Here is a 15,088-nt window from a genome sequence, read left to right as displayed (position 1 = left end):
GCAGTGCGCTCAGTTGATTGATGCGGAGGTCGAGCGATTGCAGGTTGATGAGTTGTCCAATTTCCTGTGGCAGTGCGCTCAGTTGATTGTGGCGGAGGTGGAGCGTTTGCAGGTTGGTGAGTTGGACGATTTCCGGTGGCAGTGCGCTCAGTTGATTGTGGCGGAGGTGGAGCGTTTGCAGGTTGGTGAGTTGGACAATTTCCGGTGGCAGTGCGCTCAGTTGATTGCTGCTGAGGTCGAGCGATTGCAGGTTGGTGAGTTGGACAATTTCCGGTGGCAAACTGCTTAAGCGATTATCAACAACCTGAAGTTCTTCAAGATGATGAAGCTGTCCGATTTCTGCAGGTAAAGTACTCAGGTTATTCCCGATAGTACCAACAATATCGCCCTCGTCATTATATTTATATTTGCCGAGAATCAGTTTTTTGAGTTGAGTCAACTTGCCAATCTCAGGCGGTAAAACTGTCAACTGATTGCCAGAGAGGTCAAGTTCTGTTGCTCCCTCACTCGCCGCCTGTTCAATTACCCGCAGCAATTCTTCCTGGGTCATCAGCAATCACTGAGCTATTATTCAATATATTAAAGGTAGTCCAAATTCTACTGATAAGTCTTGCATCTACAAGTCAAGTATAGAGGTTGAAGCGTGGAAAAGTATAACAAGGCTATCGCTTCACCTTGATCGCTTCATGATTGTACTTCTAAACTCGAAAGTTGTCTATTGGAACACCAGTTGTGAGATTTAGAGGGCGATCGCTTCACCTTTGAGCTTGAACATTGGACTTTTAAAGCAGAAAGTTGCCCTTTGGAAGATCAATTGTCACCTTGAAAGGGCGATCGCTCCAAGAGTAAACTTCACCATTGGACTTCTGAAGTTGATAGTTGTGGTTTGGAACACGAGTTGTCAGGATAACAGGGCGATCGCTTCACCTTACAGCGTTTTTCATCTATTTGAACCACAATCTTTCGTAGGGGCGCAATGCCTTGCGCCCCTACAGTGTGGTCTATTTACCCGAAAATTGCTGTAATCGCTTCATGATTGGACTTATGAAGTTAATAGTTGTGATTTGGAACACCAGTTGTCAGGATAAGAAGGCGATCGCTCCAAGAGTAAACTTCACCATTGGACTTCTGAAGTTGATAGTTGTGGTTTGGAACACGAGTTGTCAGGATAACAGGGCGATCGCTTCACCTTACAGCGTTTTTCATCTATTTGAACCACAATCTTTCGTAGGGGCGCAATGCCTTGCGCCCCTACAGTGTGGTCTATTTACCCGAAAATTGCTGTAATCGCTTCATGATTGGACTTATGAAGTTAATAGTTGTGATTTGGAACACCAGTTGTCAGGATAAGAGGGCGATCGCTCTACCTGTAAACTTCACCATTCGACGCTTTCGTTGTCTGCTCCTGTAGGATATCCTAGGTCAATAGCTCCAGCATGGTGACGAAAGCGCTGACGTGCTGCTTCCTTTTCTGCCTCAGTCTGTTGTTTTTTCTGTAAGCCGTACTGTTGCTCAAGAGAAGTGGTTATCCACTCGGATACCGATATACCTGCAGTTTCAGCTTGTTGCTGCAAAGCTCTATAAGCTTCATCGCTCAGTTTTAGCGTTAAAACTTGTCTCACCGCACTCTCGCCTCCGCTAGTATATATATTCTCTGCGGCTACCCTAGCATAGGGGCAATTTTAACTTGCTGGCGTTGCTGAATTTAGTCATGAATTATGTTTGTAGATATTTGTGTAGTTTGATGCAAAATCCTTGTAGAGACGTGCCATGGCACGTCTTTACACAGCCATGAATTATAAATTCATATCTTGATTCAGCAACGCCAATTTTTGAAATAGTCAACATTGTCTACAGAATAGGTACGCAAGTATCGTAAAATTATCATCCATCCGGCATTTACCAACTTGTTGACGCCCATGTTTTGTGATTACCTGGTACAGATCCTGACTGCCCGTGTATATGATGTAGCCCAGGAAACACCACTGGAGTATGCCCCAAACTTGTCTGCACGGCTAAATAATAAACTGCTGCTCAAGCGGGAAGATATGCAGTCAGTATTTTCCTTTAAGTTGCGTGGTGCTTATAACAAAATGGCACAACTGCCGCCGGATCTGTTGGCACAGGGTGTAATTGCTTCATCTGCCGGAAACCACGCCCAAGGGGTTGCCCTCGGTGCTCGTCAGCTGGGAACAAGAGCTATTATCGTTATGCCGGTAACGACACCACAAATGAAGGTGGATGCAGTAAAAGCCCGTGGGGGAGAAGTTGTGTTGCATGGGGATACCTACGACGATGCCTATGCCTACGCCCGTCAACTGGAGGCAGAAAAAGGCTTAACTTTTATTCATCCCTTTGATGATCCGTATGTGATTGCTGGACAGGGAACGATAGGGATGGAAATTTTACGGCAATACCAGCAACCCATCCACGCGATTTTTGTGGCTATTGGCGGTGGCGGATTAATCTCTGGGATTGCGGCATACGTGAAACGGTTGCGTCCCGAAATTAAGATTATTGGCGTTGAACCAGTCGATGCTGATGCCATGCATCAATCTTTGAAAGCAGGGAGACGGGTGCGTTTGCCTCAAGTTGGTTTATTTGCTGATGGAGTCGCAGTGCGGGAAGTGGGTGAAGAAACGTTCCGGTTGTGTCAGCAGTATGTAGATGACATTATTTTAGTCGATACAGATGACACTTGTGCCGCAATTAAAGATGTGTTTGAGGATACACGATCAATTTTGGAACCAGCAGGGGCGCTGGCGATCGCCGGTGCGAAAGCCTACGTCGAACGGGAACAAATCCAGGGACAAACGTTAATTGCGGTTGCTTGCGGTGCCAACATGAACTTTGATCGACTCCGCTTTGTTGCCGAACGGGCTGAGTTGGGTGAACGCCGCGAAGCCATCTTTGCTGTAGCGATCCCCGAAGAACGGGGGAGTCTACGCAAGTTTTGTGAATGTATTGGCAAACGCAATCTGACTGAATTTAACTATCGCATTGCCGATGAAAAAGAAGCACATATTTTTGTGGGGGTGCAAATTCAAAACCGTGCCGATGCAGCAAAGATGGTTGAAACCTTTGAAGCCTGTGGGTTCAAAACCATTGACTTAACCGATGACGAACTGACAAAATTGCATTTGCGGCACATGGTTGGTGGGCGCTCTTCTCTGGCTCACAATGAATTGCTTTACCGTTTCGAGTTTCCCGAACGTCCTGGTGCATTGATGAAGTTCGTCGCTTCCATGAGCCCCAACTGGAATATCAGCGTGTTCCACTACCGCAACAACGGGGCAGACTACGGGCGAATTGTTGTTGGGATGCAAGTACCTCCCCACGAGATGGAGGAATGGCAAGCATTTCTCGATACACTCGGTTATCGGTATTGGGATGAAAGCCACAACCCGGCATATAAGCTATTTTTGGGGTAGGAGGCTAATCACCGATTAGATAGGGCAATCATGCCTTAGGGCGATCGCTGCTTCCGGTAAAGGAGCCTGCGTTGACTTCGATGGGGTGTAGTCATTTGTTAGGTTCGCCTCATGTAGCAAAATTATACACTGGCGTTTCAACAAACCGGACAGGCTCTTCTTGGTTCAGAATAATCTGCTGCAAGCGTTCTACTGTAGATGGACAAAAGAACTGCTCTCCAGTCTCTGGATTCACGCGAGCAGGCACATTTTCAATCACAAAAAACTTGCCATTCATCTCTAGGGAGTAAGTTACTTTTTGCTCCACTAGCATCTCATTGCAATCACTCATCATCGTTGATTCTCCTTGTTGTAAAGTTATTGCTCCATCGCTTGGCGTCAGGTTCGTAAACGGTGATGATTTTGATTAAGAAGGGCGAAGAGTGTCAATCATCATGTTATCTCGCACTAAGAGGTCTATCAGTGGAAATAGGAGCGCTCTACCGTATGCAGCACTCATTAAACGAGTGTTAGAGCGACAATAGTGATATAAGAAGTTTTATCAAGGCAGGCATAAGGCAATGGTGCGATTAAAACTGTGGCAATGGATCGTATTAGCAACACCGATCGCCTTGATCATCATTTTCTTGCTAGTATCCGCAGGGTTGCAAATTCACGAGTGGGGCATTAATTGGATCTGGGGTGTGTTCATCCTGATATTCGTCGGCTGGCGTTGGCTGCTAGCCAAATGGACTCGCTCTGCGGTAGAGCAGGTGGAAACCATAATGGCGCAAGTCAGCCAAGAACTGGAATCCACTGCGGATGATATGCCCCTACAAGGAACTGACGCCGCGAAGCAAGCAGAAGCCGCACTCCAAGAAATCCTGAAAACGGCACAAAGCGATCGCCCGATTTGGGAAGACTGGCAAACTTTTTGGCAGCGATGCCAGGATGTTGTGGTTGCGATCGCCCACATCTACAATCCTCAAGAAAAGTATCCCCTGCTGAACATTTACGTTCCCCAAGCTTACGCGCTGATCCGGGGAACAGTGGATGAGCTGGATCAGTGGATGCAAAAGTTATCCCCTGCCCTCAATCAAGTCACGGTTGGGCAAGCATACCAAGGATACGAAGTCTACCGTAAGTTGGAGCCATCCGCTCGTAAACTCGCTCAAGCATGGAACTGGGCACAGTGGCTGTTGAACCCGGTAGTGGCGGTGGCGAAAGTTGCCAGTCAGCGTTCCAGTAACCGAGCAACTGAGCAACTGCTGGTAAATTTGAGTCAGCTTTTGCGGGAAGCTGCCCTGAGAAACTTATGTCGGCAGGCGATCGCCCTCTATGGCGGTAGCACACTGCCCACTTCAGCATCCTCCGTTTCCACACCAATACCCAAAGCAAAGACTCAAACACTCCGAGACATCCTTGCCCAAGCAGAACCCACCGAGGCGGTTGAGCAAAAACCTGTTAATATTCTGCTCACAGGGCGAACAGGCTCCGGAAAAAGCAGCCTGATTAATACACTGTTTCAAGCAGATCTCGCAGCCGTTGATGTTTTGCCTAGTACAGATAAAATTCAAAATTACCAGTGGCAAACCCAAACCGGGGAAACTATGACACTTTGGGATACCCCTGGTTATGAACAAATCAACCGTGGTGACTTCCGCAAACTCGTGCTAGACTATGCCAAAAACGCCGATTTGCTGCTACTCGTCACCCCTGCTCTAGATCCTGCCCTACAAATGGATGTAGACTTTCTCACAGACATGAAGGCGGAAATTGCAGACTTGCCTGCAATTACTATCGTCACCCAAGTGGATCGCCTGCGTCCCATCCGCGAGTGGGAGCCACCTTATGATTGGCAATGGGGCGATCGCCCAAAGGAAATTGCCATTCGCCAAGCTACTGAGTATCGCGCTAAGCTTCTGGGCGACTTCTCTAATTTAGTTCTGCCCGTCGTCACAAGTGATAACAAAACGAGTCGAACTGCTTGGGGAGTAGACGCGCTATCGTTGGGGCTAATAAATGCGATCGCTCCTGCCAAACAACTGCGTCTTGCCCGCTTTTTGCGTAACCTCGAAGCCCGCACCGTCGCTGCTACCAAAATTATCGACCACTACACCTTCCAAATGGCAACAACCCAGGGACTAGCTGCAATGCTCAAAAGTCCCGTTCTTCAGTTCATTTCCACTGTATCAACCGGAGCGCCAACTCTGGCATATCTGCTAGCAGAGAAAATTCCACTGGAACAAACACCTGTTGTCATTGGTAAGCTCCAGATGGCATATGACCTTTTCTCGCTCTTAAATACAGGCAATTCTAACACGCTCAACTTTGACCTGCGATCGCTGTGGCCGCTGCTGCTGGAAAACTCTGCTTCACCTGATCGCAACGCTTGGGCATTTGGTCACGCTTTAGTAGAATACTGGACTAGGAATCTAACCGTTGAACAACTCCAAGAGCGATTTGAATACTATCTAAAGCTCTCTTAACTTGCTTATGTCACAGAGCTATTTAAATACGGCAATCATCATATTTGCCAGTAACTGTGCCAGCAGTGATAACACCGCAATAATCAACCCTATCAGCCACCGAATCCCTAATTTATTTGCTATCATTCCTCCTTTATACAGGTGGCGACTAAGCCAGAACATACCCAAAGGGTTTAGTGCTATTAGCAGGTAGGCTGTGAGTTGCGCATATTCATGATTGTGTGTTACCCATAACAACGCTAACCAGCAACCGCCACTTGCACCCAACCACCAGCCAGCAAATACTCCTACTGCAACGTAAAATGCTACTCCGAAATCACTTGTTTTCGTAAGATAGCACGTGACTTGGATGAGTAATATGATTGCAGCAATCGATAATGCAGCTCCTGTCACACTCCCAACTACTACTGCCAAATATTCACTTAAGGGCTGCAAAATTGAAGCATTAATCATTTTCCCATTCTCACTATACCTAGATATTTGCACTAGTGGGTCGTCGTGGTAAACCAGAAGAATTAGTTGGTTCCGTGGTATTTTTAGCATCAGATGCATCGTCATATATCACGGTTACTGTACTTTTTGTCGATGGCGGTTATACTGCTGCATAGCTGGAATTGAATGGTTGGTTTAAATTTGTAATCAGATGAGCGCTTAAGTTAAACATGACTCAAACCCTAACTCCAGCCACACCACCTTTTGAGGGTTCTCACCTCGTTCTATATGACGTCAGTTGGGAAATGTACGAGCAGCTTTTGGAAGTTTTTGCTGAACGTTCAACACCTCGTATGACTTACTACAAGGGAACTTTAGAACTGATGACCCCTCTACCAGAACATGAAACCTATAGCTGGAATCTTGCACGGCTCATAACTGTACTTTCTGAGGAACTCGCTTTAGAAATTAGGGGTTTAAAATCTACAACTTGGCGTTCGAGACCGAAGGCTGTTGGCAAAGAAGCAGATGAATGTTTTTATATCCAAAATGAAGCTGCTGTTCGTGGCAAATTAAAAATTAACATCAAAGTTGACCCACCGCCTGATTTAACAATTGAGATTGATGTCACCAATTCATCAATGGATAAGATGGCTGTTTATGCTGAACTTAAAGTGCCGGAAGTTTGGCGATTTGCTGATGGTCAACTAACAATTCATATTCTGACAGATGCTGGTTATATTGAGTCTGAAACAAGTTTGGCTTTTGGCTCGTTTCCTGTAAAGGAATTAGCACAATTTATCCAGCTAGACTCTCAAAAAGGTGAGAACGCTAGAATGCGAGAATTTAGAGCATGGGTGCGTTCACAAACCTAAGGGCAAATTTATCCATAATATTCAACTTTTATTACTTGGGTATTTATATGGACAGAACAGCAACTGATTTTCAAAACCAGTGGAATGCAGAACTCTACGATAGTAAACATTCTTTTGTTTCAGAACTTGCGGCTGATTTAGTCGAATTACTCTCCCCAAAACCCGGACAATGTATTCTCGACTTAGGTTGCGGCACAGGTCATTTAACTCATAAAATTGCTAGCAAAGGAGCAGGAGTTATCGGCATTGATAGCGCTCCCACAATGATTGAACAAGCTCTTCATAACTATCCACAGATAGATTTTTCTGTGGTTGATGCCAGAAATTTGCCATTTACAGAAAAATTTGATGCTGTCTTTTCTAATGCTGTACTTCATTGGATTAAAGAAGCTGAAGAAGTTGTCATTGGTATAAACAAGGCACTGAAACCAGGTGGGCGGTTTGTGGCTGAATTTGGTGGCAAAGGCAATGTAAAAGCTATTGTTACCGCTATTTATAACGCCTTACAAAAGGCTGGTTATCCTGCTGATGCAGGATTAAACCCTTGGTACTTCCCCAGTATTGGCGAATACGGAACCTTACTAGAAAAACATGGCTTGCAGTTAACTTTTGCAACTCTTTTTGAACGTCCAACACCTTTGGACGATGGAGAACAAGGGATGCAAAACTGGCTGAAAATGTTTGCAAATAGCTTTTTTAATGGATTATCTGTTGACGCTCAGATGAGTATCTTAACTGATATCGAGAATCAGTTGCGTCCAACTTTATACAAAAACGGTAGTTGGTTTGCAGACTATAAACGTATTCGAGTCATTGCAATGAAATAAAGTTATTAGTCATGAGGCTAAGAATTGCAGCATTATAAATAACCACAACTGGTGACAAGCTAATCTCAGTGGCATTATGGTTAGGGAGTACCAAAAAATAAATTATCCATTATGTAGGGTGGGTTAGGCGCACGACAGTTGAGGTTTTACATACAGGACTTGCATTGCGCCGTAACCCACCATTGTTTTGGAGAGTACTACAAATTACAGATTTTTTTTAATTGGAAGTCCCTTAATCATTGCTGATGATTCAAACAAAGTATAGAAAAATGTTTAGATAATAATTATACATATTTTCAGTAGTTATTAGGTTCGCGATCGCCGTAATTATCGGTACTTAAGGCATTGGTAAAGGAACACCATTTTTATGACAATACAGTTTTTTGTAGAGACGAGAGGTGGCGCGTCTCTACATTGTCTTACTGATAAGGGTTTTGATCTTATCTGAACCCTATTGATTTTTATGAGCATAAAAAATGACTGACATAAAAAATTTATGCTCTAGTTTTAACTATAAGTAAAATTAAATACAAAACAGCAAAATGTATAATATTGCTTTTTTTGTTCGCTAAAAATAGCGAGAATTTACTGATAATTCAATTTCGGCAAATTCTCTACATTAAGATTTCTAACTGAAGGCAGAGGGCTGTTACATTATCTGCATCTAAGCTGGCATTAAGAACCAAAATTATTTCTTACCTTCAGTTGTTATCAATTTTTTGAATAACTTTTTGAATCACTATGTCTATTAATCTTATTAAAGATGACGACATCAAGACGGAGAAAAACCGTCCTTCTATAGAATTAGATCTTGCTCTGTCTATATTGAGACTTAAAAGTGGTATTTGGTTCATTGGAATTCCATCTTTTCTTTTTGGGATTACTGATAGAAGTCTTGCTGCTTTTGCTGATGGATATTTATCTCCTATAGAAATCATACACATATTTACAGCCTCATTCTTTTTCTTGACTTGGTTGTATTTAAAACCAGAGCAGAGTTTTGATGTGAATGATGTAGAGAGCATTCAAAGTTATCTACATCAATCCTATTTATGTCCGACTCAAGGCAGCAAGTTTGAGTTAAAGAAGCGGCATATGATTAGCCAGGAGTACCTTTTACCTTTTCCTTATGTCTGCCAAATCTACCATCTGTTGAATTTAAAACATTTGGAAAGTATTCACAAGTTCAGCCTGAATAACTTGAGAGTAATAAAGGTTAGCAATGTCCAATCTACGTCCATTGGGGGAATGATCACATTTCAAACAATCTTGGATTCTCCAGTTAATATTTTGAGAATTTGGAGACAACCAATTGTTGAAGTAGATTTAATATTGCATAATCCATACACCGTAGAACTGAGTATTCCAGTCTACAGAGACAAAAGAATAACTGTCATGTTTTATGCCTGCCCATTAACAGAAAACGAGCATTATTTCTTCATTGAGATCTACAGTGACCTAGAGTGGCCCAAACCCATATTGCAAATTCTCTTGCACATTGCCTCTTGTTTGACTTTGTTTGAGGATTTGCCTTACTTACGGAAACTGGCTGAGAGAAATATAGGTCATCTAATGAACCGAAACAGGATTTCAAATCACGAAACGATGTGGCTTTTTAACAGATTTGTTGAGCTACATGGTTCGACTGTAGAAATGCCCAAATTAATTGAAGCAAGCAAATGAAATCCTAAGTCATGACTACCGAGTGCTAAGTATATCAAATGTAGCACTGCTTATATCTTGCAAGAGTTGCAACAGTGACTCGGCGAAGCCTCCAAACCCTCGTTACCAGGTTGAACCTGGTAACGAGATATTAGAGCCTCTGGCTCTTGTTGGGTGCAAGATTTGAGACTCGGTACTTATCTATGCTCGTGCCAACAAAGGAGCCGCTGCAAGCAGGGTTTTTGTATATGGGTGTTGCGGATTGCCAAAAATCTGTTTAGTGGGACCAATTTCTACAATCTTGCCACTGTTCATCACGGCAATTCTATCACACAAAAACCGCGCTAACCACAAGTCATGAGTGATAAACAAATACGTTAACTCAAATTCTTCTTTCAACTCCAACATCAAGTCCAAAACTTGCGATTGTACGCTAGCATCTAACATACTGACTGGTTCATCGCAGATGAGCAGCTTAGGACGAGTAATCAAAGCACGGGCGATCGCAACTCTTTGCTGCTGTCCACCAGATAAATCTGAAGGATAACGCTCATAGTAAACGGATGGTGGTTTTAACCCGACTTTTTCCAGCATCAACAGCACTTCTTGTTTTGCCTTTGCCCCATCGGCTAGCTTGTGAATCAGCAAAGGGTCAGCTATACTTTGTCCTACTGTCATCGCTGGATTTAAGCAAGCATGCGGATCTTGAAACACCATTTGGATTTGCCGCCTAGAAACACGCATTTCTTGGCGCGACAGATGAGTTAAATCTTGTCCCAAAAACTCGACTTTACCCGCAGTTGGACGAATAAGTTGCAATATTGTCCGCGATAACGTACTTTTACCGCAACCTGACTCCCCAACCAATCCGAGAATTTCTCCTGGATAAAGTTCTAGGTTGATTCCATCCACTGCTTTAATCGTCTGATTTTGCTGTTTCAACAGTCGTTCTACAATGTTGGGTTCTAAGGTGTAATGCTGTTTTAATTCTAGGATGCGTAAAATCGGGGTTCGGGGATCAGAGATTGGTGATTGGGAAGAATGTCCTCCAGTCTGTAATATCAAGTCTCCAGTGGCAGTTTCATCCACTGTTTGAATATGCAAAGCTGCTTTTAGGAGAGACTGGGTGTATTCGTGCTGGGGTTGCTGGAACACAGCTTTTGAAGAACCCATTTCCACCATTTTGCCGTAGTACATCACCCCAATGCGATCGCAATATTCGGCAACCATAGCCAAATCGTGGGAAATTAACAGCAGTGCCATATTTTCTTCGCTGCACAGCCGTGTGAGTTCCTGCAAAATCTGTGCGGAGACGGTGACATCCAAGCTTGTGGTGGGTTCATCCGCAACAATTAACTTGGGGTTCAGAAGTAAGGCTAGGGCGATCGCGACTCTTTGGCGCATTCCTCCGCTAAACTCATGAGGATACTGATGCCAACGATTGGCAGGAATTTTCACCTTTTCTAAAGTGCCGATCGCTTTTTCCTTGGCTTGTTTGCTCGATAATTGCGGTGAGTGAGCCTTTAATGTTTCTAGACAGTGGTTGCCTATACTCATCAACGGATCGAGACGCGTCATCGGATCTTGGAACACTAATGATACTGCTTCTCCCCGGAATTTTCGCAACTGTTCCGGCGTCATATCAAACACTGAACGCCCTTGAAACGTCACGCGTCCCTCAATTTGGCTAGATGGCGGTAGCAACCGCATTGCAGCCCGCCCTAGGGTGGACTTACCGCACCCTGACTCTCCAACCAATCCCATTCTTTCACCTGGTTGCAATGTGAAGGATACACCATCTATCGCCCACCGAGGTTCTTCATGACCATGATGAGGATAGGCGACTCGTAAATTTTCAATACAAAATAAGGCTTCACTCATAATTAGTTATTCAGCTTTTAAATTTTAAAATTAAGATAGTGTATCACGTTACATACGTCAGGGATCTTACCTAAGTATTTTTTTGAGAAGAATACAAAACGTAAATAAAGTTCATCATAAATTCACTGATAAATCCAGGGGATTCAGTATCAACCAATCCCTTGATATCCACGGATATTTTCGGATACTTTTACCACCATTGGTAACTGGCTTATAAAGTATTCATACTGTTTTTTGATGGTTCCGTTCCGAGTTTTTTATTGGTCAAAATCTCAAATTTCAAGAATTCTTGACTTTACCTCTTGACTTTTTACGAAATTTACGACAAATTGTGCCAATTAAATATGTAATGATGACTACAAATAGAGGAGGAATATGAACCAAAAAAGTTAAGATTTTTTCATTTTCAATTTTTAATTTTTATTTGTCATTTTTTCTTGTGCGAGTGCTTGCCCTGCTGGTACTTTCTATTGCAATATGGCATTAGAGTATTCAATGAGAGTTGTCAGGCGATCGCCGATGGCATCAAGTCTATGCCTGGCGGTGGAAGCTTGCCGCGCTCCTTGGAGAAATATCACATCTATTTCCAGTAGCCGCAGCTGCTTACTTATCTCCGTCTGATAAGACTGTAACCGACCCTCATCGATACTGTCTGTGTCATTAACTAAAGGCACAATCTGCTGCTGAAAAAATTGCTGCAACGATGTCACACTCTGCCGCAGTTGGGGAGCATCTACTTTGGTAGCCGTGACATCTGAATGCAATTGCTTCAGCAATATGTTCAATGCGTTGTATTTCTCGCGAGTTAGAGACATCAAGTTCTTCTTGAGATACTATTAAAATCAAGGTAATGTCAAGAAATTTTTCTAATAGGTTAAACTTTCCTAAATTTTATTTCCGAATCTCTCGCCTCATTTAGAATTTGGGGCTGGATTTGGTATAAATCCATTTTCCCAACTATGATGCTAGACACCCGCACTGGAGAATCCACTCCGCACAAAAATGCGAGAGTGTGTGTGTCATTTACAGCTTGTTCTGACGGCGAGACCGTCAAGATTTTCCACTTTTGGACTTTAGTAGTAATCACGTAGGCGCGCCTATTCTATCTATGAGCAGCACTGTATTAACTTCCAGAATTGATATTACCCTTCCGGAATGGCTACAGATTTGTCTAAAAGGGTCATCTGTACAAAGCGCCGAAGCAGAAGATGACCGAAGACAAAGCGATATGGGTTTGATTTGTCGAGCATTTGATTTTGCCTATCAGTTGCATCAAGGTCAGTACCGCAAGTCAGGAGAACCATACATATGTCATCCTGTCGCTGTTGCTGGAATGCTACGAGATTTAGGGGGCAGTGGTGATATGATAGCAGCTGGATTTCTCCATGACGTAGTGGAAGATACAGATGTCACCATTGAAGAGATAGAGCAGCGCTTTGGTAAAGAAGTGCGACTATTAGTAGAAGGTGTGACAAAGCTTTCTAAAATTAATTTCAAAAGCAAGACCGAAAGTCAAGCAGAGAATTTTCGTCGAATGTTTCTGGCAATGGCGCAAGATATTCGAGTGATTGTCGTGAAGTTAGCAGACCGCTTGCACAATATGCGGACTCTGGAACACCTTCCTGACGAAAAACGCCGGCGGATAGCTTTGGAAACACGAGAAATTTTTGCCCCCCTAGCGAATCGGTTGGGAATTTGGCACATGAAATGGGAACTGGAAGATTTAGCTTTCAAGTACCTGGAACCAGAAGCTTACCGTCAAATTCAGGAGTATGTCGCCGAAAAACGGACGGCGCGGGAAGAGAGATTAACAAAAATTGCCCAAACTTTGCAGACTCGGCTAGTGGAAGCGGGAATTAAGTGTCTGGATATTAGTGGGCGTCCGAAGCACCTCTACAGCATTTACCAAAAAATGCAGAGGCAAAACAAAGAATTTCACGAAATTTACGATCTAGCAGCATTGCGAGTAATTGTCAACAGCAATGAGGAATGTTACCGGGCTCTAGCAATTGTTCATGATGCTTGTCGCCCCATTCCTGGTAGATTTAAGGATTACATAGGATTGCCCAAACCTAACCGTTACCAATCATTGCATACTGGAGTCATTGGTCCGTGGGGTCGTCCTTTAGAGGTGCAAATCCGCACACTGGAAATGCATCACGTCGCTGAGTATGGAATTGCGGCTCACTGGAAGTATAAAGAAACAGGAGGCTCGAATAATACCCATTGGACGGCATCAGATGACAAGTTTACCTGGTTGCGCCAGTTGTTGGAATGGCAAAATGACCTCAAGGATGCTCAAGAATATCTGGAAAGCATCAAGGATAACTTATTTGAAGACGATGTTTATGTTTTCACTCCTAAGGGAGATTTGGTTGCTTTAAATCCTGGTTCTACAGCTATAGATTTTGCCTATCGTATTCATACAGAAATTGGAAACCACTGTGCAGGGGTGCGGGTAAATGGGCGGATGGTACCACTTTCAACACGGCTGCAAAATGGTGATATCGTAGAAATTGTCACGCACAAAAATGGCCACCCCAGTTTGGATTGGTTAAATTTTGTCAGAACTTCGGCGGCGAAGAATCGGATTAAGCAGTGGTACAAGCGATCGCGCCGGGAAGAAAATATTGCTCGTGGTCGGGAATTGTTAGAAAAAGAATTGGGTAGATCTGGTGTGGAAAACCTGATTAAGTCCCAACCGATGCAGATAGTTGCAGAGCGATGTAATTATCATTCAATGGAAGATTTACTCGCCGCTTTGGGTTATGGTGAAGTGACGCTGAATTTGGTGCTAAACCGTTGGCGAGAACTCGTCAAAGCACAACAACCTATCGTGGCGACACCCCAAATTCCTACGAAAGAGGCGGCTTCAACAGCCAAAGCTTTGCGAGATATCCCACCAACTACCTCACGCACGAGTGAGCCAATAGTTGGGGTAGAAGGGTTAGTATATTATCTGGCAAAATGTTGTACTCCTATCCCTGGAGAATCGATTATTGGTGCCGTGACGCGAGGTAGAGGCATTTCAATTCATCGTCAAGGATGTCATAATTTAGAAACTGTGGAGTGCGATCGCCTAGTACCAGTTCATTGGAACTCAGCAAGCGAACCCCAAAGCCGTCCTCAGACTTACCCCGTGAATATTCAAATTGAAGCGCTAGATCGAGTGGGAGTGCTAAAGGATATTCTCTCTCGCTTAAGTGACCAGGGGATCAACGTGCGCTATGCTCAGGTAAAAACTGCTAATGGTCAACCGGCATTAATGGACTTGGGGATCGAGATACGCGATCGACCACAACTCGAACAACTGTTCACCCAAATCAAAAAACTTAGCGACATTCTTAATATTCGTCGCGTCGGTCAGATTGATGAGTAGTCAAGAACTAGGGGTGTAAGGGTGTAAGGGTGTAAGGGAAATGCTTTGGGGCGATCGCCCCCATACCCCTACACCCAACGAGCGTTGCGGGCTTGGTCAAACTCATTCGTAAATTGTCATTCGTAATTCGTAA

The 15,088-nt window shown here is 43.8% G+C and carries 15 protein-coding genes; 9 read left to right on the top strand and 6 right to left on the bottom strand.

Annotated features, from left to right (window positions below):
- Nucleotides 1-550 (bottom strand): leucine-rich repeat domain-containing protein (locus tag ACM0OZ_RS33110; protein WP_414587086.1); only part of this gene is annotated, 550 nt, incomplete at its 3' end.
- Between the two features lie 217 nt (nucleotides 551-767).
- Here ACM0OZ_RS33110 and ACM0OZ_RS33105 point away from each other — a divergent pair.
- Nucleotides 768-1,025, top strand: a complete 258-nt coding sequence (locus ACM0OZ_RS33105; protein ID WP_414587085.1) for a hypothetical protein — start codon at nucleotides 768-770, stop codon at nucleotides 1,023-1,025.
- Nucleotides 1,026-1,044: 19 nt separating this feature from the next.
- Nucleotides 1,045-1,287, top strand: a complete 243-nt coding sequence (locus ACM0OZ_RS33100) for a hypothetical protein (RefSeq protein WP_414587084.1) — start codon at nucleotides 1,045-1,047, stop codon at nucleotides 1,285-1,287.
- Between the two features lie 89 nt (nucleotides 1,288-1,376).
- Here ACM0OZ_RS33100 and ACM0OZ_RS33095 read toward each other — a convergent pair whose 3' ends face one another.
- Complete coding sequence (locus tag ACM0OZ_RS33095) at nucleotides 1,377-1,622, bottom strand: hypothetical protein (RefSeq protein ID WP_414587083.1); 246 nt, start codon at nucleotides 1,620-1,622, stop codon at nucleotides 1,377-1,379.
- A gap of 297 nt (nucleotides 1,623-1,919) precedes the next feature.
- On the opposite strand from ACM0OZ_RS33095, the gene ilvA reads away from it, so the two are divergent.
- Nucleotides 1,920-3,431 (top strand): threonine ammonia-lyase, biosynthetic, encoded by a 1,512-nt coding sequence (gene ilvA / locus ACM0OZ_RS33090; protein WP_414587082.1) that lies wholly within the window; start codon nucleotides 1,920-1,922, stop codon nucleotides 3,429-3,431.
- A gap of 109 nt (nucleotides 3,432-3,540) precedes the next feature.
- On the opposite strand, the gene ACM0OZ_RS33085 is transcribed toward ilvA, so the two are convergent.
- Complete coding sequence (locus ACM0OZ_RS33085) at nucleotides 3,541-3,765, bottom strand: hypothetical protein (RefSeq protein WP_414587081.1); 225 nt, start codon at nucleotides 3,763-3,765, stop codon at nucleotides 3,541-3,543.
- Nucleotides 3,766-3,991: 226 nt separating this feature from the next.
- On the opposite strand from ACM0OZ_RS33085, the gene ACM0OZ_RS33080 reads away from it, so the two are divergent.
- Nucleotides 3,992-5,899: a GTPase family protein gene (locus ACM0OZ_RS33080; RefSeq protein ID WP_414587080.1), complete on the top strand. Its 1,908-nt coding sequence runs from the start codon at nucleotides 3,992-3,994 to the stop codon at nucleotides 5,897-5,899.
- Between the two features lie 18 nt (nucleotides 5,900-5,917).
- Here the strand turns inward: ACM0OZ_RS33080 and ACM0OZ_RS33075 are convergent, their stop codons facing one another.
- Nucleotides 5,918-6,352 (bottom strand): hypothetical protein, encoded by a 435-nt coding sequence (locus ACM0OZ_RS33075; RefSeq protein WP_414587079.1) that lies wholly within the window; start codon nucleotides 6,350-6,352, stop codon nucleotides 5,918-5,920.
- Between the two features lie 35 nt (nucleotides 6,353-6,387).
- On the opposite strand from ACM0OZ_RS33075, the gene ACM0OZ_RS33070 reads away from it, so the two are divergent.
- The 4 genes from ACM0OZ_RS33070 to ACM0OZ_RS33055 all read left to right on the top strand — a co-directional run bounded on the left by ACM0OZ_RS33070 (nucleotide 6,388) and on the right by ACM0OZ_RS33055 (nucleotide 9,716).
- Nucleotides 6,388-6,507 (top strand): SDR family oxidoreductase, encoded by a 120-nt coding sequence (locus ACM0OZ_RS33070; protein ID WP_414587078.1) that lies wholly within the window; start codon nucleotides 6,388-6,390, stop codon nucleotides 6,505-6,507.
- A 54-nt stretch (nucleotides 6,508-6,561) separates the two neighbouring features.
- Complete coding sequence (locus ACM0OZ_RS33065; RefSeq protein WP_414587077.1) at nucleotides 6,562-7,206, top strand: Uma2 family endonuclease; 645 nt, start codon at nucleotides 6,562-6,564, stop codon at nucleotides 7,204-7,206.
- A gap of 47 nt (nucleotides 7,207-7,253) precedes the next feature.
- Nucleotides 7,254-8,033 (top strand): class I SAM-dependent methyltransferase, encoded by a 780-nt coding sequence (locus ACM0OZ_RS33060; RefSeq protein ID WP_414587076.1) that lies wholly within the window; start codon nucleotides 7,254-7,256, stop codon nucleotides 8,031-8,033.
- Between the two features lie 741 nt (nucleotides 8,034-8,774).
- Complete coding sequence (locus ACM0OZ_RS33055; RefSeq protein WP_414587075.1) at nucleotides 8,775-9,716, top strand: hypothetical protein; 942 nt, start codon at nucleotides 8,775-8,777, stop codon at nucleotides 9,714-9,716.
- A gap of 180 nt (nucleotides 9,717-9,896) precedes the next feature.
- On the opposite strand, the gene ACM0OZ_RS33050 is transcribed toward ACM0OZ_RS33055, so the two are convergent.
- Both ACM0OZ_RS33050 and patD read right to left on the bottom strand, forming a co-directional pair.
- Nucleotides 9,897-11,576: a dipeptide ABC transporter ATP-binding protein gene (locus tag ACM0OZ_RS33050; protein ID WP_414587074.1), complete on the bottom strand. Its 1,680-nt coding sequence runs from the start codon at nucleotides 11,574-11,576 to the stop codon at nucleotides 9,897-9,899.
- Between the two features lie 467 nt (nucleotides 11,577-12,043).
- Entirely contained in the window at nucleotides 12,044-12,391 is a 348-nt protein-coding gene (patD, locus tag ACM0OZ_RS33045) for a heterocyst frequency control protein PatD (protein ID WP_414587073.1), read from the bottom strand.
- Between the two features lie 293 nt (nucleotides 12,392-12,684).
- Between patD and ACM0OZ_RS33040 the strand changes: the two genes are divergently transcribed.
- Nucleotides 12,685-14,955, top strand: a complete 2,271-nt coding sequence (locus ACM0OZ_RS33040) for a RelA/SpoT family protein (RefSeq protein ID WP_414587072.1) — start codon at nucleotides 12,685-12,687, stop codon at nucleotides 14,953-14,955.
- Nucleotides 14,956-15,088 lie beyond the last annotated feature (133 nt).

The sequence above is a fragment of the Scytonema sp. PCC 10023 genome (genome assembly GCF_963920835.1).
Lineage (GTDB): Bacteria > Cyanobacteriota > Cyanobacteriia > Cyanobacteriales > Nostocaceae > Kalymmatonema.
The sequence above is the reverse complement of the archived record's forward strand: the minus strand, read 5'-3'. Positions and strand labels throughout refer to the sequence as shown.